The following is a 26,802-nucleotide window of genomic DNA, read 5'->3' as shown; positions in this document are numbered from 1 at the left end:
CGCCACCACTGACCGCCCCACCGGCAGCAGCCGCCCCCGCCGCCACGCTGACGTACTGCTCCCGTACCTCCTGGTACCGCAGCAGCTCCGCCGCCACCGGCTCCAGCACCCGGGCCCGCCCGCACCCGGCCGCGGCCTGCCGCAGCCGCCGTTCGGCGTCCTGCCCGTAGCGCCGCGCCGGCCCGCGGGCGGCCATCGAGCACGCCCACTCCACCAGCGGCCCGCCGACGATGCCCGCCGCCATCAGCAGCACCGGCGGCAGCAGCTCCGGCTCCAGCACGCCCACGATCTGTCCGACCAGCCACAGCCCGCCGAAGATCTGCAGCAGCGTCATCGCCGCCTGGGTCAGGACCGCCGCCGGCCACCACGCCGGCCGCGGCGGCCGGCCCGTGGGCACACCGGCCGACAGCGCCAGCTCGTCCAGCGCCTCCGGCAGCCCGGCGGCCCCGCGCGCGGCGGTCTCCCGTACCGCCTGCGCCCAGGGGTCGGGCAGCCCCTCGGCCGCTTCGTCGGCCACGGTCCGTACCGCCTGCTCCACCCGCTGGCGGGCCGTCACCTCCGCCTCCACGGGCTCCGGTTCGACCCCGAAGGTGCGTCCGCCGATGGCGGCCAGCGCCGCCAGCCCGCCCAGGCGCTGCGGGGCGCGCCGGCCCTCGTACCAGCGCCACAGCCGCAGCCACGGCGTCCCGCAGGCCTTGCCGGCGTTGCGCCGCCAGGCCCGTTCCGCCGCGAGTCCGGCGGCGTAGGCGCCGACGGCCTCGGCGAGCCGGTCCTCGAACTCCGCCCGGGCCCGCTCCCCCAGCTCCGGCAGCGGTCCGTCGGTGACGTACAGCGGCCGCAGCCGCACCGCCGCGCGGTCGACGTCGGCGGAGATGCGCCGGGTGGCCGCCCCGCGTTCCTGGGTGAACTGGGCCAGCAGTTCCCGCAGCTCCCCCACGCCCTCGCCGGTCAGCGCGGACAGCCCGAGCACGGTCGCGCCCGGCTCGCCGTGCTCGCCGAGCGCCATCCCGTCCTCGTCCAGCAGCCGGCGCAGGTCGTCCAGCACCTGGTCGGCGGCCTCGCCGGGCAGCCGGTCCACCTGGTTGAGCACGACGAAGGTGACCTCGGCATGGCCGGCGAGGGGGCGCAGGTAGCGCTCGTGGAGGACGGCGTCGGCGTACTTCTCCGGGTCGACCACCCAGATCACGGCGTCGACCAGCCCCAGGACCCGGTCCACGTGCGCCCGGTGCGCACCCACCGCGGAGTCGAGGTCGGGCAGGTCCACCAGGACCAGCCCCTGGAGAGCGCCGGCCGCCTCGCCGGTCTCGCGGGGCCTGCGGCGCAGCCGGCCGGGGATCTCCAGCCGGTCCAGGAGGCCGGCCGCGCCGTCGGTCCAGCTGCACGCGATGGGCGCGGCGGTGGTGGGCCGGCGCAGTCCGGTCTCCGAGATCTGTACCCCTGCGAGTGAATTGAAGAGCGTGGACTTGCCGCTTCCGGTGGCTCCGGCGATGGCGACGACCGTGTGCTGCCCCGACAGTCCGCGGCGCGCCGCCGCCTCGTCCAGCACCCGCCCCGCCTCGGCGAGCGTCTTGCCGTCGAGCCGGGTGCGGGACAGTCCGACGAGGTGGCGCAGCGCCTCCAGCCGGGTCCGCAGCGCCTGCCCCTCCGGGCTGACCGGCACGCTGGGCACGACCCCGCCGTCGCCGCCGGCCCCGGAGACGGTTCCCGGGACACCCGACATCCCCGACACCCCGGCAAACCCTGACATTCCGGATGCGCCTGCCCCGCCCGACACGGCCCGCACGAGCGCGTCGTCCGCGTCGGGGTCGTCGTCGAGGCCGTGCCCGCCCCGGCTGTCGGCGCGGCGCGAACGCGCGATGAGCCCGTCGTCCCAACGGTCGTCGGTGCGATCGGCCAGTGCGGTCACCGCGTCACCTCTCCTTCTGCAGTACGGACAGCGCGGCGATCAGCTCGGCCTGGGCCTCGGGGGTCACTTCGAGTGCGTCGAGCGGGGCCAGGCGGCGGTCGCGTTCGGCGCGCAGGACCTCGTCCAGGTGCTCCCCGACGAGTTCCCCGCCGCGGTCGCGCAGCCGCAGCGCGGCCTGTACGCCGATCCGCTCGACGAGCTTCTCTCCTGCGCCGCGGGCCCGTTTGCCGCCGAGCAGGGCCGCCACCAGCAGCGCGGCCACGGCGTCGGGGTCGGGCAGGGGCTGCTTGGCGAGCCGGCCGACCTCTTCCTCGGCCAGCTCCTCCAGCACGCGCCGCCAGCGCCGTACGGCCGCCCCGATGCGTTCGCCGGCCTCCCGGTCGGGCGTGGGCAGCGGGACCGCGCCGGCCGCGGGCTCCTTGCGCCAGGCCTCGGCGATGCGTTCGTCGGCGGCGGCGACGGCGCACTGGAGCAGGGCCGACAGGCTCTCGGCGAGGGAGTCGAGCAGCTCGTCGGCGGTGGTGTCGAGGGGGTAGCCGCGCCACCGGGTCAGCGCGTCCCCGGCCAGCACGGCGCCCGCGTCCAGCCGGCCCCGTACCCGCCTGCCCTCCCTGCGGTACGCCTCCTCGACGGCGGTGGTCAGCCGTACGGCAGCGGCGTGCTGGGCGGCGACGGCGGAGGCGAGCTCGGGCATCCGGCGACGCAGGGAGTCGAGCGCGCCGAGGGCGGTGCGCCCGACGGCGTACTGCCGGGCGGCCGGGTCCTGGGTGTGGTGCAGCAGCCAGCCGGCGAGCGGCGCGACGGCACTGGCGGGCAGCAGCCCGCCGCCCCCGGCGGACTCGGGCAGTTCCGGAACGGTGAACCGCGGTACGTCGCCCAGCCCGGCCCGGGTGAGCAGCGCGCCGTACTGCCGGGAGACCTCGGCGAGCACCTGGTGCGGCACCCGGTCGAGGACGATGACCAGGGTGGCCTTGTACTCCTTGGCGGTCCGCAGCAGGTGCCAGGGCACGGCGTCGGCGTAGCGGGAGGCGGTGGTGACCATGACCCAGACGTCGGCGGCGCAGATGAGCTGGGCGGCGAGGGTGCGGTTCTCGACGACGAGGGAGTCGATGTCGGGCGCGTCGAGCAGGGTGAGCCCGCGCGGGAGGGTGCTGACGGTCTCGATCCGCAGCTCGTGGGCGGCGCCGGCGGCGGCCGCCCGGGCCTTGGCGGACCTGCGCCCCGCGGGGGTGAGGAGCTCTTCCTCCTCGTCGGCGGGGAGCCATACGCGCAGCAGATCGGGCAGGACGCGCATGCCGGCGAACCAGTGGTGGTCGTCGGGGTGGCAGACGAGCACGGGGGTTCGGGTGGTGGGCCGCAGCACACCGGCCTCGCTGACCTGACGCCCGACGAGCGAGTTGACCAGGGTGGACTTCCCGGCCCCGGTGGACCCGCCGATGACCGCGAGCATCGGTGCCTCGGGCGCCTTGAGGCGGGGGACCAGGTAGTCGTCGAGCTGGGCGAGCAGCTCGGCCCTGGTCTGCCGGGCGCGGGGAGCGCCGGGCAGGGGCAGCGGCAGACGCACGGAGGCGACCCGGTCGCGCAGGGCGGACAGGGCATCGAGCAGCTGGGGCCGAACATCCAAGGTCACCACATGTGAAGAATGCCCAATTTGTGACCTTTTTTGAAGCTTATACGCCTCGCGCGCGCCGACCGCGACTCGGGAGGAACATCCCAGACACAAGGGGCGAGTGGGGCGCAGGCATAACGAGTGCACAACACCCGGCGCGTGGCGGCGCAAAAGCGGTGCGAGAATCGCACCTGCCTGCGATTATCGGGACCGCTTCACCGAACCTCCACATCGTGGCACGCCAGCGAAGCAACCGGGACAAGGCGACCGGAGCCCTATCCTTGACCCGGCACGGCCCGAAGTCCCACCCCCAGACGGGGCTCCAGACCACACACGGTCACCTACCGGCCCCCGTAGCTCAGTGGATAGAGCAGGCGCCTTCTAAGCGCTTGGCCGCAGGTTCGAGTCCTGCCGGGGGCGCTTCGTTCGTCCGATTGTCAGCCCTCCCTCGCGGAGGGCTTTTTCGCAGGTCAGCGCACCTTAGCGCGTCTGCTGTAGTGGCCACGTAAGGGCCGGACCGCCCCCGCGGAGTGCGAGCGGCCGTCCGGCCCTGTCCGGCTGTTTCCGGGTTTCTGCGGGTGGCCACGGTGCATACACGGTGCAGTCCGCGCCGCCCCAATCGTCAGACCTCGGGTAGGTCTCCCCCGGCCTCGATCCTCTTCTTGAGGTCCGGCAGGTGCCCCGCGATGCACCGGGCGTAGATCGCGAGCAGTACCGGAACGCTGTTGCCCGCCCACTCGGCCACCTGCGCCGGCGGCACCCCGTCGTTGAGCCAGTTGGTCAGGCAGGTGTGCCGAAGGTCGTAGACGCGCTTCCCCAAGGGGGAGGCGTACTCCTCCGGGGTGAGCACCTCTTTACGGGCGGAGCGCCACGCCCGGCGGATGACGGATCCGGCGAGGATCTCCCCCTTCTCCCCTTGGAAGAGGAGATCGCCGGGCTTCAGGGCCTCGCGCTCGATGTGCTCGCGGAGGATCTTCGTCAGCGCGGGCCGGCAGGGGACGACGCGCATGTCGTCCGCCGCTCTTCCCTTCAGGCCCCGCTCCTCGTGGATCGCCCCGTCATCCGTCCAGTGCTTGCCCACCTCGGGCTGCGCGGTGTGGAAGAGGATCTCTCCCCACTGGTCGTCCGCGGCCGCGGCCGGCAGGCGTACGTCCATCACGTCCACTGCGATCGCCTCCTCGGGGCGGGGCCCCGCGTAGTACATCGTCGCGAAGAACGCGTGGAGCCTCCGGCCGCCCCGGGGCCGGCCGCGCACCCACCCGAGCAGGCCGGCCGCCTTGAGGGGGTTGAGGAGCGACCGCTTGTCGACGGCCGTACTCGTCTTGGGGGACGCTCCCCTGCCCTTCGGAAGTGGGTTCGTCCGGAGGACGTCGTGCCGGACCGCGTACTCCATGGCGACGTTCAAGATCCGGCGGTGCCGCTTCACGGAGCTGGCGGCGGCCGTGGTGCCGTCCAGCAGGCTCGACACGGCGTGCAAGACGGCGTCCACCTTCGTGGTGCTCTCCCACGCGGCCATGGTCAGGCTGTTCCGCTCGATCCACCTCAGCACGACCGACTCGTCCGCTGGCACCGCGGCCCGCCGGCGGGCGTTGAAGGCGTACTCCCGTAAGGCGCGCCGCACGGTGACCGGGTCGTACGCGCTGGGCACCGGCGCCTTCAGCAGTGCGAGCGTGGCCGCCGTCAGGGCCTTCGCAGTGTTCTTGCGGCTGTTGCCGCTGGTGCGCTGCCACTGGTGATCGGCGAACTGAACGGCGAAGTCGTACCAGCTCACCTCGGCCGCGCCGGACCGGTGCGAGACCGGCCGGCCGGTCGTGACGCTGAACGCCTCGCCGCGTCGGGTGGCGCCGACCAGCTCGGAGCGGAACGCGTCCGCGAGCGCGGCCGTGGCGAACGGTGCCCGCCACTCCCTGCCGCCGAGGAACCAGCGCACGGTGTACGTGGTGCCCTTGGCCATCTTGCGCGTGCCGATCTTCCAGATCTTGACGTCGTACGTGGTGTCCATCAGGCAGCGTCCTCGCGGTCGTTCAGCCAGTTCTCCAGGTCACCCCAGCGGACGCGCAGCTCGCCGTTGGGCAGCTTGATGCAGCGCGGGGCGCGGCGCTTGAGGCGCCAGTCGTAGAAGGTGGATCGCGAGACCCCGAGCTCGGCGCAGACCTCGGGGACCGTGAGCATCCCGCGGGAACGGGTGTGGGTGGTCATGGGTGCCTCCGCGGCATGCGGGGAGAGCTAGCGCTCCCCGCCGCGTGTTGAGTCCGCATTGCTGTGGGTCGCGACTCATCGCGACTCAGAGGCCCGAGCAGGGGCATGAGCCGCGATGAGTCGCGACACGGGCTACTGCGGGTCGGATGGGGTGAGGGTGATTCCGGTGTACGTGGGCACCTGCTGGCCGTAGGCGTCGCGGGGGCGCGTGCGGCGGAGCTGCGGGACGACGGAGAGCAGGTTGCGGCCGAACATCTGCTTCGTACCGGTGGACTTGACCCCGTTGTCCTCGGCCCACTCCCGCCAGACCGCCCACAGGGTGTCCACGGGAACCTCGCACGCCGGCCCCGTCATGCAGCGCTCACGTACGAACGCGCTCGTGGGCGAGGCGGTGTCCTGCATGGTGATCACCGCCTCCTGGGAGGACGGCGGCTCGGTGATCCGGCCGGTGCGCTCCAGGCGGGCGAGGCCGTCCAACGACCAGTTGAGGATGCCGGGCATTTCGGCGGCGAGCTTGCCGGTCAGCTTGGTGTCCTCCTTTCCGAGCCAGGACACCGTCATGTTGAGGACGACGAACCGGCGCGCGATCACGCCCGAGGAGTCTCCGAAGTTCGGCAGCTCATTGGTGAGGATCATCAATCGGGTGGGGAGCTTGCCCGTCCACGGGTCGCGGAACTTCCGGTCGATGTCGATGGTGTCCTCACCGGAGATGGTGAGCAGTCGCTCGACCACCTGGCCGTTGTCCTTGCCGGAGAGGCGGGCGTCGGAGATGACGGCCAGGGGCTTGCCGAGCAGGGTGGAAAGCCCGAAGTTGCTGCCCAGCCCTGCGAGTGTGGGGCCTGCGAGGTTCTCCTTTCCGACCAGCTCCTTGAGGACCCGGGCGATCGTGCCCTTCCCGGAGCGGGAGGGGCCTTTCATGAGGAGGATCTTCTGTTGGTCGGTGCGGCCGGAGAGCACGTACCCGAACCACTCCTGGAGCGCGGCGATCGCGGCCGGGTCGTCCGGCCAGACCTGCTTCAGGAACGCCTCCCAGCTCGGAGCGGTGGCGTGCCGGTCGTAGTCGTACGGGACGGATACGAGGTTGAAGAACCCGGGACCGTGCGGCAGCAGCTCCCGGTCCCGTATCCGCAGAAGCCCGTTCCGGCACGCCACGATGGGGCTGTGGTCGTGCCGGCCGCGCTCGTGGTCGATCCAGGACGGGGCGTCCACGTCATTCGGCAGCAGCGTGATGGCGGCGAGGGCGTCGAGCAGGTTGCTGATCTTCGTCTTCGTGGGTGCCCAGTCGCGGACTTCGGGGGCTCCGTCCTTGTCACTGCCGGCCTGAAAGGTGGCGTGCTCCAGTCGTTTGTAGAGGCCGGCGCGCATCTGCTGCTCGTCGAACTCCCGCCAGCAGGTGCCCGTCCACCACATCCACATGCCGCGCCAGCGCCGGATCCGCAGGTGCCCCTCCTCGGTTTGCCAGTCGGGAACGAGACGGCGGGCCACGGCCAGGGGGTGGGAGTGCGGGGGCAGTTCCTCGCCGGTCATGAGGCCCTCCTCCCCTCGCGCGGTGCCCGCAGGGGGCAGACGCTTCGGTGGCGGGCGTGACGCGCTTCCAGGGCCTTGCAGCCGCGCAAGCCCGTTGCACGCTCGTCCCATGTCCCGCACGCGCACCACGCGTGCGCCCACGGCGTGCCCCGGAAGGGCGCAACCAACCGCAACACCGCGACGATGCGGGGTCCGTCATCCGGTCGCGGGTCAGGGAGAAGGGCAACGACGACGCCTTCGGCGGCGCCCTTCGGCGCGCTACGACCGTTGGTGGTCAGGGCTCCTTCGGCGGAGCTGGACCCGGCGGGTGTTCGGGCGTGGCCTTCCAGGCGGGCAGGGTCGCGTGGCGTCATGCCGCGTCCCGGGGCCGGGCCGCGCGGAGGGAGCTCTCGAGCGCACTCCGGATCGTGGCGCGGCACTCGGCCGCGGTGAGGCCTCGCGACTCCCCCGCCGCTTGGAAGGCCTCCTCGACCTCCTGGCGGGGGATGTCGCCCCACGCGACGAAGCGCCCCACCTTGAAGGCGCACCGGTTCAACGTGGCGTTGCGCTGCTTGTCCGGCGCGGTGCGGACGACGGTGCACTCGGCGTCGAGCGCCGCGCGGGCCACGCGGGTCCCGCTGACCGTGGGCGGCGTCAGCCGCTTGGCCGCGGTCGGCGGCACGGACTGGAGTAAGGAGAGCAGCCAGGGCGGGAGTTCGGCGAGGGGCGCGTCGTCCGTCACCTCGTAGGCACCGGCCGGGATGTTGCTGCCAGGGGCCACGACGTATCCGCCCCAGGCTCGCGTGTCGATGAGCGGGCCCAGCTTGCCCGCGGTGTTGCCGAGCCAGCCACCGGGCGGGGCGGTGAAGAACAGGTGCTCGCCGCCACTGGGGGTCCGGGTCCGGTATGTGATGGGTACGGCCTGCCCGGCGCGCTCGCAGAGCGCCTTGAAGGTGTCCGCGCCGGACGGCGCGTCCGCCGTGTTCTTGGGCTGGTCGAGGTCGACCACGAGCAGGCCGGCCGGGCCGGTGGCGATGCCGATGTTGTACGGGTTGTGGGTCCAGCACCGCCGGATGGTGTCCGGGTCGGTGGTGGCGCGCTGCTCCCATTTCGCGTGCCCGGCGGCGCACGGCCCCGTGCGGGGGCAGTGGGCTTCGGCATGCAGCGCGGGCCGCTTCTGGCCGGGGCGGAGGGGGAAGACGGGCCAGCCCCGGGCGGCGGCCGCGAGCGCTGCGGACAGCAGCGCGGAGGGCGGGTGATGCGTCATGCTGGGGGTCTCCTGTCTGTCTTCGGACGGTCAGGGAGGACCGCGGCGGCGGGCGACCTTGGTGGGGAGTCCCGCCGCCGCGGCGTACCTACTGCTGGTGGATCCAGGCGGCGTACTCCTGGCGGGGGTAGCCACGGGGGTTCATGAACGCCGCGTCGCTGCCGGCGTCGTGGGGCGTGCCGTTGTACGTGTCGGAAGCGCTGGCGTCGCAGACACGGAACCGGTGAGCGGCCTCGATCGCGGCCACGAGGGCGTCGCCCTCGGCGCCGTGGCGGGCGTCGTCCAAGGCGATGCGGTCCAGCACAGCCGCCTTGCGGAGCCAGAACACGCGGGTGTCGCCGAGATCAGCCCCCTTGAGGGCGTCGCGGACGTGACGGGCGGTCCAGCCGATCTCGCTGATCACGGACGGGGCCTTGGCGTACGCCTCCTCCGGCGTCGGCCAGGGGGTCGTGCTCTCGGCGCGGTGGTCGGCGGTGATGTAGAGCCGCTCCTTGCCCGGGGTACGGGACTTCATCTGCCGGACCGCGCCGGTGTTGAAGGCCTGCTCGAGGGCGGCGGAGACGGCGGTGACGTCGGAGGGGTCGCAGATGACGCGGATCTCGAACACGCTGGTTCTCCCTGTCACTGGTGGAAGTGGCTGCGCTTGAACACGGCACGGCGGATGTTGACCGTCGTGCCGTGCGGGGCGCGGTGGTTGCGGGGACCCAGGGCCTGGACGGCGATCCAGCCGCCGAAGATGACGGCGGCCAGGATGATGAGCTGCTGGACCAGGGCCGTCAGCACGGTGATGAAGGTGGCGAGCAGCAGCAGGCCGCCGGCGGCGGCCAGCAGGCCGATGCCGCCGAGGGCGATGTTCAGCCCGAGCGGGTTGATGCCGCGGGGCTCGCGGTACGGCTCGGGGGCCTTGGCCGGGGTGAGGGCGTAGCCGGTGATGAGGCGGCCGTCGGGGAGCTGGAGGGTCTGCACCTCGGGCAGCGCGTGCGGGTGGACCGTCGTGAGGCGCATGGCGGTCGTTGGCGGGTGCAGCGGGATCGGGTGGTGGACTTCGGCTGGGGTGTTCTCGTTCACCAGGGGCTCCTAGTTGGCGAGGTCGGTCAGGGCCTGGGCGGTGGACTTCACGACGTTGCTGATGGGCTCGTACGCGCCGGTGCCGGCGGCGAAGAAGCCGAAGAGGAAGAGCACGACCGCGGCGCTGGCGCCGGCGGCCTTGGTGCGGACGGCGACGTACGATCCGGCGCCGAAGAGGAGGACGGCGGAGATGGTGAAGATCATCGGAATGCCTCCGTGGACGGGGTTAGTTGGTGCCGGCGCGGTGGATGCGCACGGCGCGGTTGTAGAGCCAGCGGCCGGTGCGGATGCGCTTGCCGTGGCCGTCGCAGCGGCGGCAGTGCTTGCCGCGCTTGAGGCGGCCCTTGCGGTCGGTGGTGAGCGCGAAGCCGAAGCCGCGGCACTTGCGGCAGGTCCCGAACGGCGAGACCGCACACAAGCCGCCGTAGCAGAAAGTGACGGCAAGCAGGAGCGTGATAGCGAGCAGGGCAGGGGGCATGAAGGGCCCTCCCAGGCTGGTTTCTAGGGTTTTCGCAGGTGGGCTGCTATGCGCTAGCGACCTGATCAGGTGCGGTGTGGGGTGCTAGCGGGGGTGCTACCGGTAGCAGGTCGGCCTACTACCGGTAGCAGCGGTTCGGGGCTATGCGGCACCCGGGCTTTCGCTACGCTCCGCAATCGCCTTGGTGAGGTCGGCGCGGGCGATGCCGCGGCGGGTGGTGCGCTGTCCCTCGTCGGTGGTGCCGGCGACGTCGACGGTCTTGATGCCGTGGGGCTTGAGCGCGCTGGTGACGTTCTCGCCCTTCCACCCGCCGTAGACCTCGGGCCGCAGTTCGGCGAGGCGGGCGGCGATCCGCTCGTTCCACACCCGCTTCTCCGTGGCCGGGACGACGGCGAGGATGTCGGCGAGCAGGTCGTACGACGGGCCGGTGACGGTCTCGGGGCTCTCGCCGAGGGCGTGGCCCGTGAGGAGTCCGGCCTTCTCGCGGACGGTGCGGGCGCGGGCGGCGATGGCTTCGGCGCCGGGGGCGTCGATGTAGGTGGAGGCGACGATCCGGGCGTCGGCTCCCTCGCCCATGAAGTAGTGGATGCCCTTGTCACCCCACGCGAACATCGTGGCCCGGATGCCCCGCTTGTAGGAGGAGGTGCCGAGGACCATGTCGTTCTCGGTCTGGCCCATGACCTTCAGGCACCAACGGGCCGAGGCGTTCGCCGAGATCCCGGTGGGCAGGGACTTCGCATCCGGCCGCTGCGTGGCCAGGAGCAGCACGATCCCGGTGGCCGGGCCGCGCTTGACCAGGTCGGTGGCGATCTCCTCGAACTCCTTGCCGTGCTCGGGGTGCTCGAACAGCACCTGGCACTCGTCCACCCCGACCACGATCGGGTGCAGGCCGAGGGAGCGCTTGTCGGCGAGGGCGCTGGTGACCTTGTTCTCGGGGCAGATGTCCCGCGGCAGGGAGCGGATCACCTTGACCCGTCGCCGCAGCTCCTCCCGCAGGCTGCGGAAGTCGGCGAGCGTGTAGGCGATCGACTCATCGTCGTCGCCGGCGGCGTGGCGGTGGGAGACGGCGTTGCCGACCGGGTCCAGGTCGCCGGTGCCCTTCATGTCGTACGTGTGCAGCTCCGCCCGAGGGTCCAACGCCGCGATCAGCAGGAGCAGGCGGAGCAGGAACGTCTTACCCATGCGCGGGATCGCACCGATCACCCCGGCGATGAACATGAGCGTGACCTCGACCCAGCGTCCGCGCTGGTCGGTCCCGTACGCGACGGGCTTGAACAGGTCCACCGAGCCGGCGGTGAGCAGGGGCCACTTGGGCTTCTTGGCCTTGGTCATGTCCTGGTCGCCGACCCAGAGGACCAGGTGGCCGGTGTGCTCGTCGGGGACGGCCTCCGGCCACACGCAGCCCAGCGGCCGGCGCAGGCCCGAGGCGAGCTTGTCGCGGCGCTCGATCACATCCGTCACGGTCACGCCGTACGGGAGGTCACCCTCGGCCCGCCAGCCCGGCCCATCGCGGGTTATGGGGGCGGTGAAGGTGAAGCCGTCCCGACCCTTGGCCTGAGCCTGGGAGATCGGCGCGATCCCCAGGGCGCCGAGGGCGCGGAGGACGATGTCGGAGGTGAGCTTGGGTGCCTTGGCCATCTCCACAGCCCTGTGGACGACCGGCGCATCCGCCTGCCCGCCCGCCGCGCCGAGGGCCAGCAGCAGCGCGCTGAGGGAGACGGCCTGGAGCCAGCCGGGGGCCAGAACGTAGAGGGCGAGGGCGGCCCCTAACCCGATCAGGGAGGCAACGGTGGCGATCAGGGTGCGCAGGCGTACGCGGCCGTCGCGCTGGCGGGAGAGCTTGAGGTACTCGCCGACGTCCTCGCGCCGGACGGCGGCCAGTCGGACCGGCTCCCCCTCGCGGTCAGCCACCCACCGAAGCGTCCCCCCGACGAACCGGGCGGTCCCCCGCGGGGCCTGCACCGCGAGCCGCCCGATGTAGACCGGGGCTCGGAGGGCGTGGTACCCGGCGAGGTGGGCGTAGTGCCCGGCCACCCAGCGGGCCGCAGTCTTCAACTCGACCGTCGACCGCAGCCACGCGGGCACGATGGCGCGCCGCTTGGCTCCGGCGAGTCGGCCGAGGTAGCCGGGCCCGGGGACGTCGGGGCCGTCGACCAACCGGCGGGCCGACGGGTCGCCCGACCCGCCGTCGGCGGAGTCGGGGCCCGGGTCGGCGGTCGGGTCGGGCGACTCGGCGCGGGCCGTGCGGGCCTTGTCGAGGTCGACCACGTCGGCGCCGAAGTCGGCGGCCATGTCGGCTTCGAGTCGGGAGAAGAGTTCGTTCTCGTCGTCGGGGTGTTTCACTGAAGGGTCCTTCCAGAGTGAAGGGTTGGGCGGGCCCGGCCGGCGCTGTGAGAGGTGGGCGGCCGGGCCCGCATCAGCGGGCGGAGGTGTTCCGGGCAGGTCAGGCGGCGGATGCGGCCGGACGGTGCGGCTCGGCGAGTTCGAGCAGGTGTCGCAGGGCGGCGGTGGCCTGCTGGGGGACGACTCCGTTGCCGAGGGCCTTGAGCTGCGCGGTGCGCGACAGGCCGGGCACGGCGGTGACGTGGCCTTCGGGCAGGCCCATGAGCCACTCGACGAGGACCGGGTTCAGTCGTCCCAGAGGGTCAACTGGCCCGGGTGCGGGGCGTCCGAGGACGGCTTCCCAGCGGGTGATCGCGGCGCTGTAGGGGCCCCAATCCGGTGGGCTGCCGAGGGGAGAGTCAGATCCCCCTTGCTGCCGCGCTGGTTCGGCCCGCCCTTGCTGCCGTCCGTCGCGCGGGGCGTCGGCAACAGCTTCGCGAACGCCAGGTCCGACAGAGTGGGCGAACTGCTGCGCGGGGTGGGCGCCGTCGCCTGTCGAGCTCCCTTGGAATCGCCGACCACCGGCGTGGGCAGCAGGGAGACGGCGTGGCGCAGGTTCATCCCGCCCTGTGCCGCATGCCCGGGGCCGGCCGCTTCCGAGGCCGACGGGGTCGGCAGCAGAGAGCCGATCGCGGTCGGCAGCTGGCCGGCCTGTCCGCCCCCGCGCCAGTCGCGTGCGGCCGGGGTCGGCAAGGCGGGCGAGGAGGAAGACGCGCTTTCGCTGATGCGCCGCACCGACGTCCGACGCGCGAAGAGTGCACCACTCCGCATCGAACCCGAGGCGGGCAAGGTCAGCGAGGACGGTGTCGAATCCAAGGGAAAGGTGCCCTGCGACGTTCTCAAAGACCGCGTATCGGGGTCGTAGAACGCCAAGGGCGTCCGCGATGTAGGGCCAGATGTGCCGGGCATCGGCGATCCCCTTTCGTTTGCCGGCGGAGCTGAACGGCTGGCACGGGTACCCCCCGCACACCACGTCCACCGGCTCCACCCCCTGCCAGTCCACCCCGGTCAGATCGCCGAGATTCACCACGTCCGGAAAGCGGTGCGCCAGGATGCGGGACGCGCCCGAGTCGTTGTCCGCGACCCACGCCAGCTGTCCGCCGAAGACGGCCTGGACGGCCATGTCCAGCCCGCCGTAACCCGTGCACACCGAACCGACCCGCAGCCCCCTCACGCCGCCACCCCCACGCCCGGCGTGCCGGAGCGGGCGCCTCGTCGGCCCGAGCGGCGCCCGGCCACGGTCGCGAACAGCCGCCCCAGCCCCGCGCGCTTGACACCGGCTCGGGCCTGCTTGGCCGCGTACATCGCCTCATCCGCACGGCCCAGGAGCTGGGAGAGGCCCTCTCCGGGGAAGTCCGCGACCCGCACCCAGCCGAGCGAGACCGTCGTACGGACCTCCGGGCGGGCGGAATCGGCGGGGCGCGCGAGGACGGCGCGCAGGGCGGCGAAGAGGTCCTCGGCGGTGCCGTGCGGGTCGAGGAGGACGGCGGCGAACTCGTCCCCGCCGAGGCGTCCGGCGACTCCAGTCGCGCCGACGTAGTGCGCGAGGCGGTCGGCGGTCGCTTTCAGCAGGGCGTCGCCGGCGGCGTGGCCGTGGCGGTCGTTGATCTGCTTGAAGTCGTCCACGTCCGCCAGGAGCACCACCGCCCGCTCATCCCGCAGCAGCGCGGCAGCCCGGCGGGTGAAGCCCTCGCGGGTCTGCAGCCCGGTGAGCGGGTCGCGGCGGGCGGTGTGCAGGCGGCGGCGCAGCCACAGCACGTGGGCGGACCAGCCAGCCGCGACCGGTAAGGCGCCGGTCGCGGTGGCGATCAGGGTGTTCATGCTGCGACCTCCTCCGCCGCCACGGCGGTCGTCTCGTCCTCGGGCAGGGTCAGCGGACTGGATGCGGCGCGGTCGGCCAAGAGCTGATCGCGCAGAGTGCGGGAACTGGTGGCCGAGCAGCGCAGGTGCGTGCGGATGGCTTCGGCGTTGATCGCGCTGTCGGGCCACGCCACGGTGACCTCGCGCGCCTCGGCCCACAGCTCCTCCGCGGTCCGGAGCGGCTTCTTGGCCTTGGCCCGGGACCGGGCGGGCCGCTTTCGCGGCACCTGCGGCACTCGCTCCTCTTCGGGCGCTGGCGCTAGCTCCGGCAGCGCTGGCGGCTCGGGCGGCTCGGGCGTTTCCTCGACGGCCTCGGGGGCGAGTTCGCCGAGGCGGAGCAGGACGCGTTCGCGGCGCGGGGTCTTCGACCGCCACCGCCGCCCGTACTCCTCACGCAGGTCCGCGCGGGCGAGCTGGCGCTCCTTCTCCCGAGTCAAAGCGTCGGTGTAGGAGGTGATCTCCCACAGGGTCATCCGGCGCCACAGGGAGAAGGTGGAGGGGAAGGCGAGCAGCCAGCGAGAGGCACGGATCTTGTCCATCCGGCGGCCGGTGACGGCGCCGATGCGGACGGCGTAGATGTGGGCTCCGATCTCGGAGAAGACCACCCACAGCAGTGGCATCGTGCCGTGCGCGACCTTGGCCCACACCCCTGGCCCGGCGGCGATGTTCAGCCCGCACGTGATCAGGGTGAGCACCCAGGGCACGAACCGGACCCACACCAACGCCATGTCCATCCGGATCAACAGCAAGTTGGCCACCGTGAACACCGGGATCGCGGTGTCGATGCCCACCGGCAGCATCCACGGATCACCGAACCCCCACCGCCCGGCCGCGGCCGAGACCGCGTCGAACGAGGAGATCAGCCCGAGCGCGCCGACGCAGGCCGCGGCCAGCGCCCCGGTGCCGGCGAGGCCCATCTCCGGGCGGGTCAGTGGCGGCACCGCCGGCCGGGCCTTGGTCGCCGGTCCGTATGTTTCGGTGCTCATGCCGCGCCCTTGAGGGAGCGAGAGCAACGGCGGGCGGCCAGGCGGCGGCCGATCGGGATGACGTTGAACAGCTCCGGCGCGTAAGCCTCGATCACCTCGGCGGCGACCCGGCTCACGACGTCCGGCAGGTTGGGGTTCTCGGCGAGGATGTCGCGGGCCGCGTCCAGCCGGGCCGCACGCTCCTCCTCGCTCTCGCCCTCCACCCCTAGCCACAGCTCAACAGGGGTCCCGAGGGCCAGTTCCACGAAGTCGTTCGCGCTGACGGCCTCCTGGCCGCCGATGAACGTACGCATAGGTGCTCTCCAGAAATCGGAGGGGTCAGGGAGGGCCACGGCGGCGGGCGACCTTGGTGGGGAGTCCCGCCGCCGGGCGGTAGTCGTGCTGGTGGAGCTCCAGCTCCCCGCGCCCCGCCCGTACGAGACGGGCGAGGGAGGCAACCGGCCGCAGCCCGAAGGGGCCGCGGAAGGGTTGGGGTGGCGCTGTACATCACGCGGGAGTCCGCGTGGCCGCCTGCTTGGCCGAGGAGAGGCGGCGTGATCCCCATTCAGTTGTCAAAGAACATGCGCTTCCTTGGAGCCCTCGCAGGCCCTCCGGGCGACACAGGCAGTGCAGGTCTTCATGGCTCCGCCGGCAGCGACGGGCCTTGTCGAGCGGCCGTGTTGGCGACCCCTCAACTCTGCCTCAGAGTGCACTGTGAGGCAGAGTACGTCAAGTCTCCCGCCGGAACGCGCCGGCCAGAGGGTGGCCCCCACCTATGCCGCTTGGGCACTATGAGGCAGAGGTCGAGTCAGGGACATGGGGTGCAGATGGTCGAGTGGACGGGCAAGCCGGCGTACCAACAGGTGGCGGAGGACCTCCGCCGGAGGATCGCCGCCGACGAATTCACGCGGGACGGGAAGCTCCCGTCGCTCGCGGAGATCCGCGCCGAGTACGACGTCACAGTGACGGTTGCCCGGGACGCGATCCGCCAGCTCAAGACCGACGGCCTCGCGGTGAGCCACCAGGGCAAGGGAGCGTTCCTGACCGCACAGTCCCCGGACCTCGCCCGAGAGGCGGGGCCGGAGGCGGCGATCGCGGAACTCCGCCAGCAGGTGGCGCAGCTCCGGGGCGAAGTCGCCGAACTGCGCGAGCGGATGGCGGGCCTGGAGCGAGGGTGACCTTGCTCGCGCCGCCCCGGCCGGGGGCCGAGGGGCGGCGCGGGCCCGTCTTCGCTCGCTACGTCGAGCCGGCCAATCCTGCTGGTGCTGCTGTCGTCATCGCGATCGTGGTCACAGTCCAGTCCCTTCTCTCGCATCGGATAGAGGGCTCCGACCTGCGTCGCTAGGCTGTTGCCCGCCCTCTGCATCCTTTGTAGCGAGGGCCGTTGACTGATGGACAGGTCTGCAATGTGGCTGCCGGGAGACGGCTACATAGGCCACATCGAGGGGGACGAAGTGGGGCAGCGTCCGAACCAACTCACGCCGCACGCCAGCCCTCAGCACTATCTCGGTGCTGAGATGCGGGCGTGGCGCTCGAACCGGGGCTTATCCCTGGGCAAGCTCAGCAAGTCCATCCTGTTCAACACCAGCTACATGGCTCGCGTGGAGCGCGGCGGCCAGGCTGCTTCCGCCGATCTCGTCCGCGCGTACGACGACGCGCTCGGGGCCGGCGGGTCTCTCGTACGACTCCACACCTCGATACTCCAGGGCGTCAGCCTTGAGGCACTCCCCGCAACGGATGTGGCTAACCAGGGGTCCCATGTGGCCAACAGCCTTGTGGATCTGGCCGAGGAAACGGACATTCAGGCACCGTCGGAAGAGGGGCTATCGGTCCCCGTACGTGCTGACGACGGAAGGATCATCTTCGTGTCCCTCTCCCGAAGGGCCCTGATCGGCGCGCTCGGCGCCAGCGCGGCGATCGCCGCGGTGACCGACACGGCGGCCGCCGCGAGCGCTCCCCGCAGCTCCGACCTGATCGCGTCGGGCGCCAACCCGATCGAGTTGCTTCAGGCCACCCGAAGGGTCCTGATCGACAACGACAACCTCTTCGGGCCCCACCGCGTGATCCCCACCGTCCAGCAGCAGATCGCCGTCATCAAGGAGCTGCGCGCGGACCGTCGGGGGACCGACCGTCGCCAACTCCTCCAGCTCCAGACCCAGTACTCCGAACTCTGCGGCTGGCTCTATCAGGACCTCGGCGACTTCCGGGCCGCTCAGCACTGGATGCGCGAGGCCCTGGAGGCGTCGCACATGGCCGGAGACGACGAACTCACCACGTACATCCTGGCCCGCCGCAGCCAGCTCGCCGGCGACATGCACGACCCGATCGAGGCCGTCGACGTGGCCGAGGCCGCGGAGGACCGCGCGGCCCCGCACAGCCGCCTGGCCGCCGTCGCCGCGACGTATGCCGCCCACGGGCACGCCCTCCGCAAGGACCCCGAAGCCGCGCAGCGCGCGTACGAACACGCCCGCGAGCTCCACGCCACCATGGACCCGGACCCGTCCTCGCCCTGGGGCGTCTGGCTGGACGCGGCGTACATCGACGTCCAGCGGGCCCACAGCCTCGCCGCCCTCGGCGACCACCACGGCGCCGCCGAGGGCTTCCGGAACGCGATCGGCCGACTCCCCGCAGGCTTCCACCGCGACCGCGGCGTGTACCTCGGCCGCGAGGCGGTTTCCCTAGCCCGCGCCGGCGAGGCGGAGCAGGCGGCCGTGGTGGGCATCCAGGCCCTGAGCATCGCCCGCGACACCGGATCGGACCGCATCTCGCGCGAGCTGGCTCAACTCGACGGGGTACTTGATCAATGGCGTACGGTGCCTGGCGTCGCCGACTTCAAGGCGGCGCTGACCGAGGCCGTACTCCGCCAGGCATGACGCGACCCCCTCAGCGCCCATCCGCAACCGAAGGAGAGACCCCCTGATGCCCCGCCCGTACGTACTGCTGAGCGTGGCCACGTCCGTCGACGGCTACATCGATGACACGAGCACGACGCGGCTTCTGCTGAGCAACAGCGAGGACTTCGACCGCGTGGACCAGGTGCGGGCCGAGTCGGACGCCATCCTGATCGGCGCCGGCACGATGCGGGCCGACAACCCGCGCCTCCTGGTGAACAGCGAGGAGCGCCGCGCGGCCCGGGTCGCCGCGGGCAAGCCCGCGTACCCGCTCAAGGTGACCATCTCTGCGAGCGGTGACCTGGACCCGGACCTGAAGTTCTGGCACCACGGCGGCGACAAGGTCGCGTACACGACCGACGCCGGCGAGGAGAAGCTCCGCGACCGCCTCGCCGGCCTGGCGGACGTCGTCTCGACCGGCCCCGACATCGACTTCGGCGCCCTGCTGGACGACCTCGGCGCCCGCGGCATTAGGCGGCTCATGGTCGAGGGCGGCGGCCAGATCCACACAGCCTTCGTCTCTCAGGGCCTCGCCGACGAAATCCACCTCGCGATCGCCCCACTCCTCGTAGGCGACCCGGGCGCCCCGCGCTTCCTCAACCCGGCTGCCTACCCTGGCGGTTCCAGCCGCCGCATGCACCTCGCGGAGACCCGAGCCATCGGCGACGTCGTCCTCCTCCGCTACCTGCCCAAGCAGGGCGGTGCCGCATGACCCCCGCCGAAGACCGCGCCTGGATGGAGCGCGCCATCGACCTCTCGCGCAAGTGCCCGCCGGCCGAGGGAGCCTTCTCGGTGGGTGCCATCATCGTGAGCGCCGACGGCCAGGAACTCGCGAGCGGCTACTCCCGCGAGACCGACGCCCACGTCCACGCCGAGGAAGCCGCCCTGGCCAAGCTCCCCACGGACGACCCCCGCCTCGCCGGCGGCACCATCTACAGCACTCTCGAACCCTGCTCCGAACGCCGGTCGCGGCCGCTGACGTGCACGCAGCTACTCCTCCGCTCCCCGATCTGCCGGGTAGTCATCGCTTGGCGCGAGCCCAGCCTCCTAGTGCCGGACTGCATCGGGGCCGAGACACTCCGTGAGGCCGGTAGGGAGGTCCTAGAGTTGCCTGATCTGGCAAGCGCCGCTCGGGCTGTCAACTCCCATCTACTGATCGAATAGATGGCGGCTGCCAGCACAGCTGCGGCTTCCGACTAGGAGCTGCGACGCCCTAGACGTTTCCGTCCGCTCCGTCGCCGCTCGCAGCAGAACGCAACTCCTGAAGCTTCATTCGCGTATTCACGGTACGCGAATGCATCTCACCGAGCACACGTTCACGCACCACGAGTAAATCCCTCAGCTCCGAAATTGCTCGCAAATCATCACCCGCCTGGCTACGCAGGCAGGCGAGATTGTGGCGTGTAATTAGCACCTCCGGATGCTCCGCACCAAAATATTGCACCTCAACATCAAGCACACTTTCTAGCTCTCGCACAGATCCGGAGAGGTCGCCCGAGGCAGCCCTGAGGTCCACGATGTATTGGCGAACTATACAAAGGAACTCCACATCATCAGAAAGGTCCTCAGGAAGACTTGAAAGGACGTCCTGCAAAATGTCGATGCTAGCCTCCGGGTCTCCAGATCGACCTAGCCAGTAGGCCTCCTGGCAGCGCCCCTCAACTACCAGTCGATGAGTCTCACCATAGAGCTCAAGGAGCTTCGGGCGGAGATCCTTGAAAACTTGCCCAGCCGCCCGGAAGGCACCCCCGTGCCCAAGCAGATTAGCGAGCTCTCCCGCCACCCATATGGTGTCGGCATGACTCGGACCCTTGGTCCTCGTGAGGCACCCGTAGAGCGCTCGAAGTGTTTCCATTGCGTCGCTGAAATTTCCGTCCCGAGCCTGCCACACGCCCAATCTAGTGTGACACTCCAGGGCGTCAGAATGGTCGGACCCGATGTGAATCTCGGCCTCATTCCCAAGCTCCCGCCACTGCGAGATTGCACTTGAGATCATCCCGGCCTCACCGTAGCTTTCCGCGCAGCGGAATCGAACATGATAGGAGCCGTTTTCCCACATATCTTCCGCAGCAAGCCCGGAAAGCGTGTCCGCGTTTTCGCGCAGAATTTGACACAAATCCCGGTCGGCGCCATTTCGCGGCCACATTTCCAGAAGGGAGGCCGCCGCGAAGAATGAAAGCTCGCTACGATGCTCCCTGTCTACGCTCTCACGCGTGACGCGTTGAATCAGCGGATGAATCCGGACGAGCTGATGCGGCTCATCGGGCGCGTGACTCACGAGGCTTAGCCGGTGCAGAGTTCGCAAAGCCGATACGACGAGCTCATGGGGAATCTCCGGAAGCTGATCACCTGGATTTCCCTCATCCTCATTCATTAGATGCCGACAAATAGCCAGGTAGGTTCTGGCTGCGGAACTCGCAAGGATCGCCGTCGGCACCCCGTTCGGCTCAAGCATCGATGCCAGGCATAGGACAGCGCTGGCCAATCCCACCGGGGGGACTTCATCAGCCAGATCAATCGATAGATCCCAGACTGCAGCTAGCGCAGCCTGTTGATCATCGGGAAGCCCACTGTCGTCGGGCAGCAGGTCGACCAACTTCCTACGATGGTCCGCTAACCGTTCTCGATACTGGCGAACCCCCAAGCCTTGATCCACGATATACGAGGCGGCCTGAGCCATGGCGAGCGGAAGATAGCCAAGATCATTAGCCAGCAAGTCGATCTCTTCCGGTGCGCAACTCATTTCATTCTCATCGAGTTTCGCCGAGAAATACGCACGAGCTTCTTCGGGCGAGAAAGTATCGACCTGCACCAGGGATCTACTTTGGCCTCGCAATGCTGCGTCTCGTCGGCGCGTGGTCACCAGCGTCTGCGAGCTTTCCTGGATCGGCGGCCATAGCCCACGAATATCTGATGGGTCAAGGACATCATCCAGGACAATCATCCATCGTTTATTCGTCGACTGCAGCCAACCAAGAAAACGGAGCGCAGCTTGGGGTGGATCCTCATCCAGGCCCGCGAAGATTTCGGCAGCCGCTTGCGCGTATGCGATCTCGACTGCTTCTCTCGTGGTTGCAGTAACCCAAACCAGGAGGTCCACCGCTCCGGTGCTCCACGCTTGTCGAGCACTACGAGCAGCTATCTGTGTTTTCCCCACCCCTCCCATACCCGTGAGGATGCGAGTGGCTCCAGGTACACCCGTCCTCATCACCGAACGCGGTTCAAAGCAATGAGCCTCAGGAGGAATGAGGCCCACCATGCGAGGCCATGACGCAGGGCCGGAAATATCGTTTCGCGCCGCTTCGTAGTATCGATCAATTCGACCGATCGCAAATCCCCCAGAGGCGGCAAACGAAGAGATTCCGGCCTCAATGGACGGGCGAAGAACCCCGGGATCGGTATACCCTAAACCGCGCCCGGGTCGCGAGGGTTTTCGATACGGACTTCCCCTCCGAAATACGCCCCGGCGATAGAGCCGCCGTCAGCTCGGACCGAAACATTGCTGTTGAAGTTCACCGCCCCAGAGGCGATTCGCGGCCCCGTGTGATCGCTCAACTCACTTAGTTGAGCCGCGACGTGCGTTTGTCGCTCACCTTCAAGGTTTGCCAGCAGCTGCTCAAACCTGACCTGCCAGAGAGCCAGTTGGAGGGCGCGCGCACGATCCACCTCGCCTGGTTGTGAGGAGGCTTCCTCCAGCGCGACAGACGTCTGTTCGAGGGACTCGGCAGCCACCTCTTGTTGATCACGACCGAAGATTCGAGTGACGCGGTCACGGACCGTCGCCCATGCATCTGTTCCTGCCGCCTGGACAATCGCCCCAGCTCCTGCCGCAGCCATCGCCGCGATTCCGTCAGCCAGCATGCCACTCCCCCCGTCGCGTGTCCGCCCTCATTCAAGCGCCGACTGGGGTCACCTCGCAGCGGCTTTCATGATTCTCGGCAGACTGAGGGCCACTAGGTGAGCACCCGACTGCCAGCGCACTTGACGGGCAAGGCCCGAGACGTCAGGGCAACCACCGGGGTACGAGCCCACTCGGAACACGCCGCTCCGGTGGAGGGCCGGTGGAGTGGGACCACAACTTAGTCCCGCTCGTACCGATGCCGCAGGTCAGACGCCCGTCGCAGCGAAGCGAGACGGGCGCCTTCTAAGCGCTTGGCCGCAGGTTCGAGTCCTGCCGGGGGCGCTCTTCTTCCACAGCCCTCCTCCGATTCCCGGCGGAGGGCCTTTGTGCAGGTCAGGGCACCTTAGCGCGGGGTCAGTAGTACTGACGTAAGCACCGGACGGCGGCCCGGACACCCCGAACGACCGTCCGGCTCTCACCGACTGTTCCGTGTTCCTCCGGGTGGCCACGGTGGATTGAAGAATGATTGCAACGGCAGCTGCTCGACCACCAGGACAGGCTCGCGGACCGTGCAAACTCCGTACGCGCCGTGCTGTGGGTCGAGCGGGAGCCGACGGAAGCGCGCTGGCTCGCCCTCTGCAACCGGGTCGGGATCACCCTCGCGTGGCCGGCCCGGGAGGACGACGTGTTCGGGTGAGCCCGCGACGCATCACAGCGATGCGTTCGGGCGGGCCGTTGCTTCGAGCGACGGCCCGCCCGGGGTGGTCAGGGTGCGGGGGTGGTTTCCGGGCTGATGCCCAGGGCGCGGACTGCTTGGTAGTAGGTCCAGGCCGTGGCGTCGCAGGAGGCCTTCTTGGCGCCCGAGTAGGCCGAGCAGACCCGCTTGAGGTCGGCGTAGAAGGCGTCGTCCAGGCGCGGCTTGTTGGCCGGGAAGGAACCGGCCGCCTTGTAGTTGCGGTAGCCGAAGTCGTGGCGGGCGCAGGCGGTCTGGAAGGGGAAGCCGAAGGGGTTGTCCGGGGACTTGCTGCAGTAGTCCGTGGACCAGTCGAAGTTGTACGCGCTCCAGCGGCTCTGGTTCGCCCGGGCGGCGAGCCAGGTGTTGTAGCTGGCGGCGCTGGTCTGGGTCCAGGTGCTCAGCACCTGCGGCTTGTCGGCGGGGACCGCAGCGGCGGCGGGGGTTGCCAGGGCCATGACAGTTGTGAGGGCGGTGGCGGCGAGGGTGGGCGCCAGGGCGGCGGGCCGGAGAGTGCGTCTCATCGGGGTTCCTCCGTGAGGGGGATCTGCGGTGGACTGGATCGCTCACGGGGAAGCTAGGGCCCGTTGCTTGCGTGCCGCTATACGCGTTCACTCTTTTCAAGTGGGGTGGGGTGTACGGAAGTTGACGGCATGGTGCGGTGCGCCTGCCGGGGGGCGGTGTCGGGTGTGGCATACCGGCCGTACGGCACTTCGGGATGACTCCTGTCCGACTTGAGGCCGGGGACGATTCGTCCCTCAGGGGGACCCCCCGAGGGGGTGGTCTGGCGAGACTTGGGGGTATGAAGCGTCCACTCGTCATCGCCGTGGCGACGGTCGGCGTCCTCGCGACCGCCGCGTTCGTCCTCCCCGAGCTGCCGCCGAACGCGCTGACCGACGCCGTCAAGGCGCAGGTGTTCAAGGAGAAGGAGAAGACCTTCTCCTCCGCCGCCGACGCGTCCCGCGACGGCGACCGGGCCTTCGCCCTGCCCGCGTGGGTCCCGCGGGACGCGACCAACGTCAAGGTGAAGATACGGACGGACGGCCAGGGCAAGCTGATCCGCTTCACGCTCGGCGGGACCCGGCTGTCCGCCCCGCACTGCGCGGGCCGGCCGCAGCCGGTCGGGGCACCGGCGTTGCACGCCCGTTGGTGGCCCGCCGACGCCCGGCACGACGCACGGCCCGAGTGCGCCGGGCCGGTGCAGTACCAGGTCGCCGTGCGGGGGAAGCGGGTCTACGCCTGGACGAACGGGGAGACCTCGCCCGATGCCGTCACGGCCGCGGCCGCCGCCGGACCGACTCCCTGAGCGGCCTCCCCGGCTCTTTCTCCCTCTCCGTCCGGTGGGCTGCCCGATCACACGTCCCGACCGGCCCTCCGCCGACCGACCCTTCCCTTCCGATCCTCGTTCTGTCGTTCTGTCGTTCTGTCGTTCTGTCATCCCGTCGTACGGTGATCGTTACGACGGACTAGGCTCGTCGGATGATCGAGTACGTGAACCGGCTGGGCTCCGACGCCCCCCAGGCCGACGCGCTCCCGGACCCCGGGCGGGTTTCCGTCTGGGCCCTGGACACCACCGCGGACGTGGTGGGCGGCCTCGCGGTCGCCGGGGCCGAGCGGGTCCTGGACGCCGCCGAGCAGGAGCGCGCCGTGCGGCTGGTGCGGCCGGCCGATCGGCAGCGCTACCGCGCCTCGCACCTCGGGCTGCGCGTGCTGCTGGGCGGTGCGCTCGGGCTGCCGCCCGAGCGGGTCGAGCTGGGCCGGGAGGACTGCCACTGCTGCGGCGGGCCGCACGGGCGGCCGGTCGTGGTGGGCGGCGGCGTACGGTTCTCGCTCTCGCACAGCGGGGACGTCGCGTACGTCGCCCTGGCTCCCGTTCCGGTCGGGGTCGACGTGGAGGCCGTACCCGGCCCGGCCGCGGTGGCCGACGTGCTCAACACGCTGCATCCGCGCGAGACCGCCGAGCTACGGGCCCTGCCCGAGGACGGGCGGCCGTCGGCCCTGGCCCGGCTGTGGGCGCGCAAGGAGGCCTACCTCAAGGCCACCGGCGCCGGTCTCGCCCTGGGCCTGACCGATCCCTACGTCGGCTCCGCCGCGACCCCCGCGCCGGTGGCGGGCTGGGACCTGTCCGACCTCCCCGCCCCGGACGGCTACGCCGCCGCCCTCGCCGTGCAGCAGCCCGGGCCGGGGTCGCAGAGGTAGGGCCGCGCGGCAGCAGCCAGAGCCCGGAACAAAGCGCTCGTCCGAGCCGGGCCGGCCCCCTACGCTGGCCGGCATGGACATCCGCGCTGCCCGTACGGTCGCCGAACTCCAGGCGGCCGAGAGGCTGTTCGACGGGCCGGCCGGTGCCGCGCAGTGCGAGCGGTTCCTGGCCGCCCCAGGGCACCTGATGCTGATCGCCTACGCCGCCGGCGGGACCCCGGTCGGCATGGTGTCCGGGGTGGAGATGACCCACCCGGACAAGGGCACCGAGATGTGCCTGTACGAGCTGTCCGTCGACGAGGGCCACCGCCGCCGCGGTATCGGGCGGGCCCTGGTCGAGGCGCTGGCGGCCGAGGCGCGGGCGCGCGGCTGCTACGGCATGTGGGTGGGGGTGGACACCGACAACGAGGCGGCGTTGGCGACGTATGCGGCCGCCGGCGCGCAGGACGAGGGGGTCTTCACCATGCGCGGCTGGCCACTCGCCCCCTGATCGGCCGGCCGCTCGCCCCCTGACCGTATGCGCCGCATCGTCCGGCCTGACCGTATGCGCCACATCCTCCGGCCTGACCGTATGCGCCACATCCTCCGGTCCGACCGACCGAGCCGCATCCTCCGGTCCGACCGACTGTGCCGCATCCTCTCGGCCGGATCTGCCGGCTCCCGCCGACTCGATCTGCCGCCTCCTCCCGGTCCGCTCTGCCGCATCCCAGGAGTCGGACGGCTCCTACGTCGTCGTCCTTGAGGAGGACGCCGTCGCCCCCCGCGCCGTGGCCCGGGCGCTGGCCGCCGAGGCGGCCGAGGCCGGGGACGAGGTCGGGCACGTCTACGACACCGTGCTCAACGGCTTCGCCGTGCGCACCAGCGCCGCGCGGGCCGCCGAGCTGGCCGCCGATCCACGGGTCGCCCGGGTCGAGCCGGACGCCACGTTCCGGATCAACGAGACCCAGTCGGACGCGCCCTGGCAACTGGACCGGCTGGACCAGCGGGCGCTGCCGCTCGACGGCGGGTACCGCTACGACCGTACCGGCGCCGGTGTCACCGTCTACGTCCTGGACACCGGGATCAACACCTACCACCGGGAGTTCGGCGGCCGGGCCCGCACCGGTGCCAACGCCGTCCTGATGGAGACCTCGACCGACTGCAACGGCCACGGCACCCATGTCGCCGGCAGCATCGGCGGGGCGACGTACGGGGTCGCCAAGGAGGTGGAGCTGGTCGGGGTGAAGGTCGCGACGTGCCGGGGCAGCGCCAGCCTGTCGGCGATCCTGCGGGGCCTGGACTGGATGGTGAAGGACGCCACCGCCGCCAAGGCGCTGCCCGCGGTCGCCAACATGAGTCTGGGCGGAGACCGCAGTCCGACCATGGACCGGGCGGTGCAGCGGGCGATCCGGGCCGGGTTCACGGTCACCGTGGCCGCCGGGAACGAGAATCGCGACGCCTGCTCCGGTTCCCCGGCCAGGGTGCCCGAGGCCCTGACGGTCGCGGCGAGCGACCGGGAGGACCGGCGCGCCGGCTACTCCAACTACGGCCGCTGCGTAGACCTCTTCGCCCCCGGCAGCCGGGTCACCTCGGCCTGGATGGGGCTGCCCAGCGCCACCGGCACGATGTCCGGCACCTCCATGGCCGCCCCGCACGTGGCCGGCGTGGCGGCGCAGGTGCTCGGCGCGCACCCGGGTGCCGCACCGGCGCAGGTCGCCAAGGCCGTGCTGGACGGGTCCGAGCCCGACCGGCTCACCGGCGTACCGGCCCACACCCGGAACCTGCTCCTGCACAGCCCGGCCACCCCCATCCACCAGGAAGCGGGCAAGAAGGCCGACCCGCCGAAGTTCTCCGGCACCATCAAGATCCCCGACGGGACCGAGGGGACCACGGTCGCGGTCACGATCGACCAGGTGATC

At 71.0% G+C, this 26,802-nt stretch carries 28 protein-coding genes, 2 tRNA genes and 2 pseudogenes; 13 read left to right on the top strand and 19 right to left on the bottom strand.

Annotation, left to right across the window (positions count from 1 at the left end; genetic code table 11):
* Positions 1-1,906, bottom strand: a 1,906-nt coding sequence (locus EF918_RS12800) for a GTPase (RefSeq protein ID WP_260610124.1), incomplete at its 3' end; no start/stop codon positions are given.
* Between the two features lie 4 nt (positions 1,907-1,910).
* Entirely contained in the window at positions 1,911-3,539 is a 1,629-nt protein-coding gene (locus EF918_RS12795; RefSeq protein WP_125644955.1) for a dynamin family protein, read from the bottom strand.
* Positions 3,540-3,862: 323 nt separating this feature from the next.
* On the opposite strand from EF918_RS12795, the gene EF918_RS12790 reads away from it, so the two are divergent.
* A tRNA-Arg gene (locus EF918_RS12790) sits at positions 3,863-3,935 on the top strand.
* A 202-nt stretch (positions 3,936-4,137) separates the two neighbouring features.
* On the opposite strand, the gene EF918_RS12785 is transcribed toward EF918_RS12790, so the two are convergent.
* The 10 genes from EF918_RS12785 to EF918_RS38125 form a co-directional block, all read right to left on the bottom strand.
* Positions 4,138-5,517: a tyrosine-type recombinase/integrase gene (locus EF918_RS12785; RefSeq protein ID WP_125644953.1), complete on the bottom strand. Its 1,380-nt coding sequence runs from the start codon at positions 5,515-5,517 to the stop codon at positions 4,138-4,140.
* Positions 5,517-5,714 (bottom strand): AlpA family transcriptional regulator, encoded by a 198-nt coding sequence (locus EF918_RS12780; protein ID WP_125644951.1) that lies wholly within the window; start codon positions 5,712-5,714, stop codon positions 5,517-5,519. The genes EF918_RS12785 and EF918_RS12780 overlap by 1 nt, the downstream gene beginning before the upstream one ends.
* 132 nt (positions 5,715-5,846) lie before the next feature.
* Positions 5,847-7,241, bottom strand: coding sequence for a phage/plasmid primase, P4 family (locus tag EF918_RS12775; RefSeq protein ID WP_185921726.1), 1,395 nt, complete (start codon positions 7,239-7,241; stop codon positions 5,847-5,849).
* Between the two features lie 349 nt (positions 7,242-7,590).
* Positions 7,591-8,487, bottom strand: coding sequence for a bifunctional DNA primase/polymerase (locus EF918_RS12765; RefSeq protein WP_125644944.1), 897 nt, complete (start codon positions 8,485-8,487; stop codon positions 7,591-7,593).
* Positions 8,488-8,575: 88 nt separating this feature from the next.
* Positions 8,576-9,094, bottom strand: a complete 519-nt coding sequence (locus EF918_RS12760) for a hypothetical protein (protein ID WP_125644942.1) — start codon at positions 9,092-9,094, stop codon at positions 8,576-8,578.
* Positions 9,095-9,108: 14 nt separating this feature from the next.
* The gene (locus EF918_RS12755; RefSeq protein WP_312847828.1) at positions 9,109-9,555 is read right to left on the bottom strand and encodes a hypothetical protein; all 447 of its coding nucleotides are present in this window, start codon (positions 9,553-9,555) and stop codon (positions 9,109-9,111) included.
* Positions 9,556-9,564: 9 nt separating this feature from the next.
* Entirely contained in the window at positions 9,565-9,759 is a 195-nt protein-coding gene (locus EF918_RS12750; RefSeq protein WP_125644938.1) for a hypothetical protein, read from the bottom strand.
* Positions 9,760-9,781: 22 nt separating this feature from the next.
* On the bottom strand, positions 9,782-10,033 hold the full coding sequence (locus EF918_RS12745) for a hypothetical protein (RefSeq protein WP_125644936.1): 252 nt from the start codon (positions 10,031-10,033) through the stop codon (positions 9,782-9,784).
* A gap of 141 nt (positions 10,034-10,174) precedes the next feature.
* Complete coding sequence (locus tag EF918_RS12740) at positions 10,175-12,376, bottom strand: cell division protein FtsK (protein WP_185921725.1); 2,202 nt, start codon at positions 12,374-12,376, stop codon at positions 10,175-10,177.
* A gap of 100 nt (positions 12,377-12,476) precedes the next feature.
* Positions 12,477-12,638: a hypothetical protein gene (locus tag EF918_RS38125; protein WP_260610129.1), complete on the bottom strand. Its 162-nt coding sequence runs from the start codon at positions 12,636-12,638 to the stop codon at positions 12,477-12,479.
* Between the two features lie 234 nt (positions 12,639-12,872).
* Here EF918_RS38125 and EF918_RS38120 point away from each other — a divergent pair, with 234 nt between their 5' ends.
* Positions 12,873-13,280 carry a hypothetical protein gene (locus EF918_RS38120; RefSeq protein WP_260610128.1) on the top strand — a complete coding sequence of 136 codons (408 nt, stop codon included), beginning with the start codon at positions 12,873-12,875 and terminating at the stop codon, positions 13,278-13,280.
* On the opposite strand, the pseudogene EF918_RS38115 reads toward EF918_RS38120, so the two are convergent.
* From EF918_RS38115 to EF918_RS12720, 4 genes and pseudogenes are all read right to left on the bottom strand, one after another.
* Positions 13,164-13,538 (bottom strand): annotated as a pseudogene (locus EF918_RS38115) (DNA cytosine methyltransferase); the annotation flags it as partial. The gene EF918_RS38120 and the pseudogene EF918_RS38115 sit on opposite strands and share 117 nt — an antisense overlap.
* Before the next feature lie 47 nt (positions 13,539-13,585).
* Complete coding sequence (locus EF918_RS12730; protein WP_125644932.1) at positions 13,586-14,236, bottom strand: GGDEF domain-containing protein; 651 nt, start codon at positions 14,234-14,236, stop codon at positions 13,586-13,588.
* Positions 14,233-15,261, bottom strand: a complete 1,029-nt coding sequence (locus EF918_RS12725; protein ID WP_125644930.1) for a DUF2637 domain-containing protein — start codon at positions 15,259-15,261, stop codon at positions 14,233-14,235. Before EF918_RS12725 ends, EF918_RS12730 begins: the two co-directional genes overlap by 4 nt.
* Positions 15,258-15,554 carry a hypothetical protein gene (locus EF918_RS12720; RefSeq protein ID WP_125644928.1) on the bottom strand — a complete coding sequence of 99 codons (297 nt, stop codon included), beginning with the start codon at positions 15,552-15,554 and terminating at the stop codon, positions 15,258-15,260. The genes EF918_RS12725 and EF918_RS12720 overlap by 4 nt, the downstream gene beginning before the upstream one ends.
* Positions 15,555-16,067: 513 nt before the next feature.
* On the opposite strand from EF918_RS12720, the gene EF918_RS36925 reads away from it, so the two are divergent.
* The 5 genes and pseudogenes from EF918_RS36925 to EF918_RS39035 all read left to right on the top strand — a co-directional run bounded on the left by EF918_RS36925 (position 16,068) and on the right by EF918_RS39035 (position 19,295).
* Positions 16,068-16,418 carry a winged helix-turn-helix domain-containing protein gene (locus EF918_RS36925; RefSeq protein WP_260610126.1) on the top strand — a complete coding sequence of 117 codons (351 nt, stop codon included), beginning with the start codon at positions 16,068-16,070 and terminating at the stop codon, positions 16,416-16,418.
* Positions 16,419-16,631: 213 nt separating this feature from the next.
* Positions 16,632-16,913, top strand: a pseudogene (locus EF918_RS39285) (helix-turn-helix domain-containing protein); the annotation flags it as partial.
* A 192-nt stretch (positions 16,914-17,105) separates the two neighbouring features.
* The gene (locus tag EF918_RS12710; protein WP_260610122.1) at positions 17,106-18,113 is read left to right on the top strand and encodes a DNA-binding protein; all 1,008 of its coding nucleotides are present in this window, start codon (positions 17,106-17,108) and stop codon (positions 18,111-18,113) included.
* Between the two features lie 46 nt (positions 18,114-18,159).
* Positions 18,160-18,843 carry a dihydrofolate reductase family protein gene (locus EF918_RS39040; protein WP_185921723.1) on the top strand — a complete coding sequence of 228 codons (684 nt, stop codon included), beginning with the start codon at positions 18,160-18,162 and terminating at the stop codon, positions 18,841-18,843.
* A complete protein-coding gene (locus tag EF918_RS39035; RefSeq protein WP_125644920.1) occupies positions 18,840-19,295 on the top strand; it encodes a dCMP deaminase in 456 nt (151 codons plus the stop codon). The genes EF918_RS39040 and EF918_RS39035 overlap by 4 nt, the downstream gene beginning before the upstream one ends.
* Positions 19,296-19,344: 49 nt before the next feature.
* On the opposite strand, the gene EF918_RS12695 is transcribed toward EF918_RS39035, so the two are convergent.
* Positions 19,345-21,297, bottom strand: coding sequence for an NB-ARC domain-containing protein (locus EF918_RS12695; protein ID WP_260610121.1), 1,953 nt, complete (start codon positions 21,295-21,297; stop codon positions 19,345-19,347).
* A gap of 239 nt (positions 21,298-21,536) precedes the next feature.
* On the bottom strand, positions 21,537-21,992 hold the full coding sequence (locus tag EF918_RS12690; protein ID WP_125644916.1) for a hypothetical protein: 456 nt from the start codon (positions 21,990-21,992) through the stop codon (positions 21,537-21,539).
* Positions 21,993-22,244: 252 nt separating this feature from the next.
* Here EF918_RS12690 and EF918_RS12685 point away from each other — a divergent pair.
* A tRNA-Arg gene (locus tag EF918_RS12685) sits at positions 22,245-22,314 on the top strand.
* A 184-nt stretch (positions 22,315-22,498) separates the two neighbouring features.
* A complete protein-coding gene (locus EF918_RS36920; protein ID WP_185921721.1) occupies positions 22,499-22,669 on the top strand; it encodes a hypothetical protein in 171 nt (56 codons plus the stop codon).
* Between the two features lie 68 nt (positions 22,670-22,737).
* Here EF918_RS36920 and EF918_RS12680 read toward each other — a convergent pair whose 3' ends face one another.
* On the bottom strand, positions 22,738-23,229 hold the full coding sequence (locus tag EF918_RS12680) for a phospholipase (RefSeq protein WP_125644914.1): 492 nt from the start codon (positions 23,227-23,229) through the stop codon (positions 22,738-22,740).
* A gap of 278 nt (positions 23,230-23,507) precedes the next feature.
* On the opposite strand from EF918_RS12680, the gene EF918_RS12675 reads away from it, so the two are divergent.
* From EF918_RS12675 to EF918_RS12660, 4 genes are all read left to right on the top strand, one after another.
* Positions 23,508-24,011, top strand: a complete 504-nt coding sequence (locus EF918_RS12675; RefSeq protein WP_125644912.1) for a hypothetical protein — start codon at positions 23,508-23,510, stop codon at positions 24,009-24,011.
* Between the two features lie 173 nt (positions 24,012-24,184).
* Positions 24,185-24,904 carry a 4'-phosphopantetheinyl transferase superfamily protein gene (locus tag EF918_RS12670; protein WP_125644910.1) on the top strand — a complete coding sequence of 240 codons (720 nt, stop codon included), beginning with the start codon at positions 24,185-24,187 and terminating at the stop codon, positions 24,902-24,904.
* Between the two features lie 73 nt (positions 24,905-24,977).
* On the top strand, positions 24,978-25,394 hold the full coding sequence (locus EF918_RS12665) for a GNAT family N-acetyltransferase (RefSeq protein ID WP_125644908.1): 417 nt from the start codon (positions 24,978-24,980) through the stop codon (positions 25,392-25,394).
* Positions 25,330-26,802 (top strand): S8 family peptidase (locus tag EF918_RS12660; RefSeq protein WP_148141227.1); only part of this gene is annotated, 1,473 nt, incomplete at its 3' end. The genes EF918_RS12665 and EF918_RS12660, both read left to right, overlap by 65 nt.

Origin of the sequence: Streptomyces sp. WAC06614 (genome assembly GCF_003949795.1) — a bacterium.
GTDB lineage: Bacteria > Actinomycetota > Actinomycetes > Streptomycetales > Streptomycetaceae > Streptomyces.
Note: the sequence above shows the minus strand (reverse complement) of the source record. Positions and strands in the feature narration are given on the sequence as shown.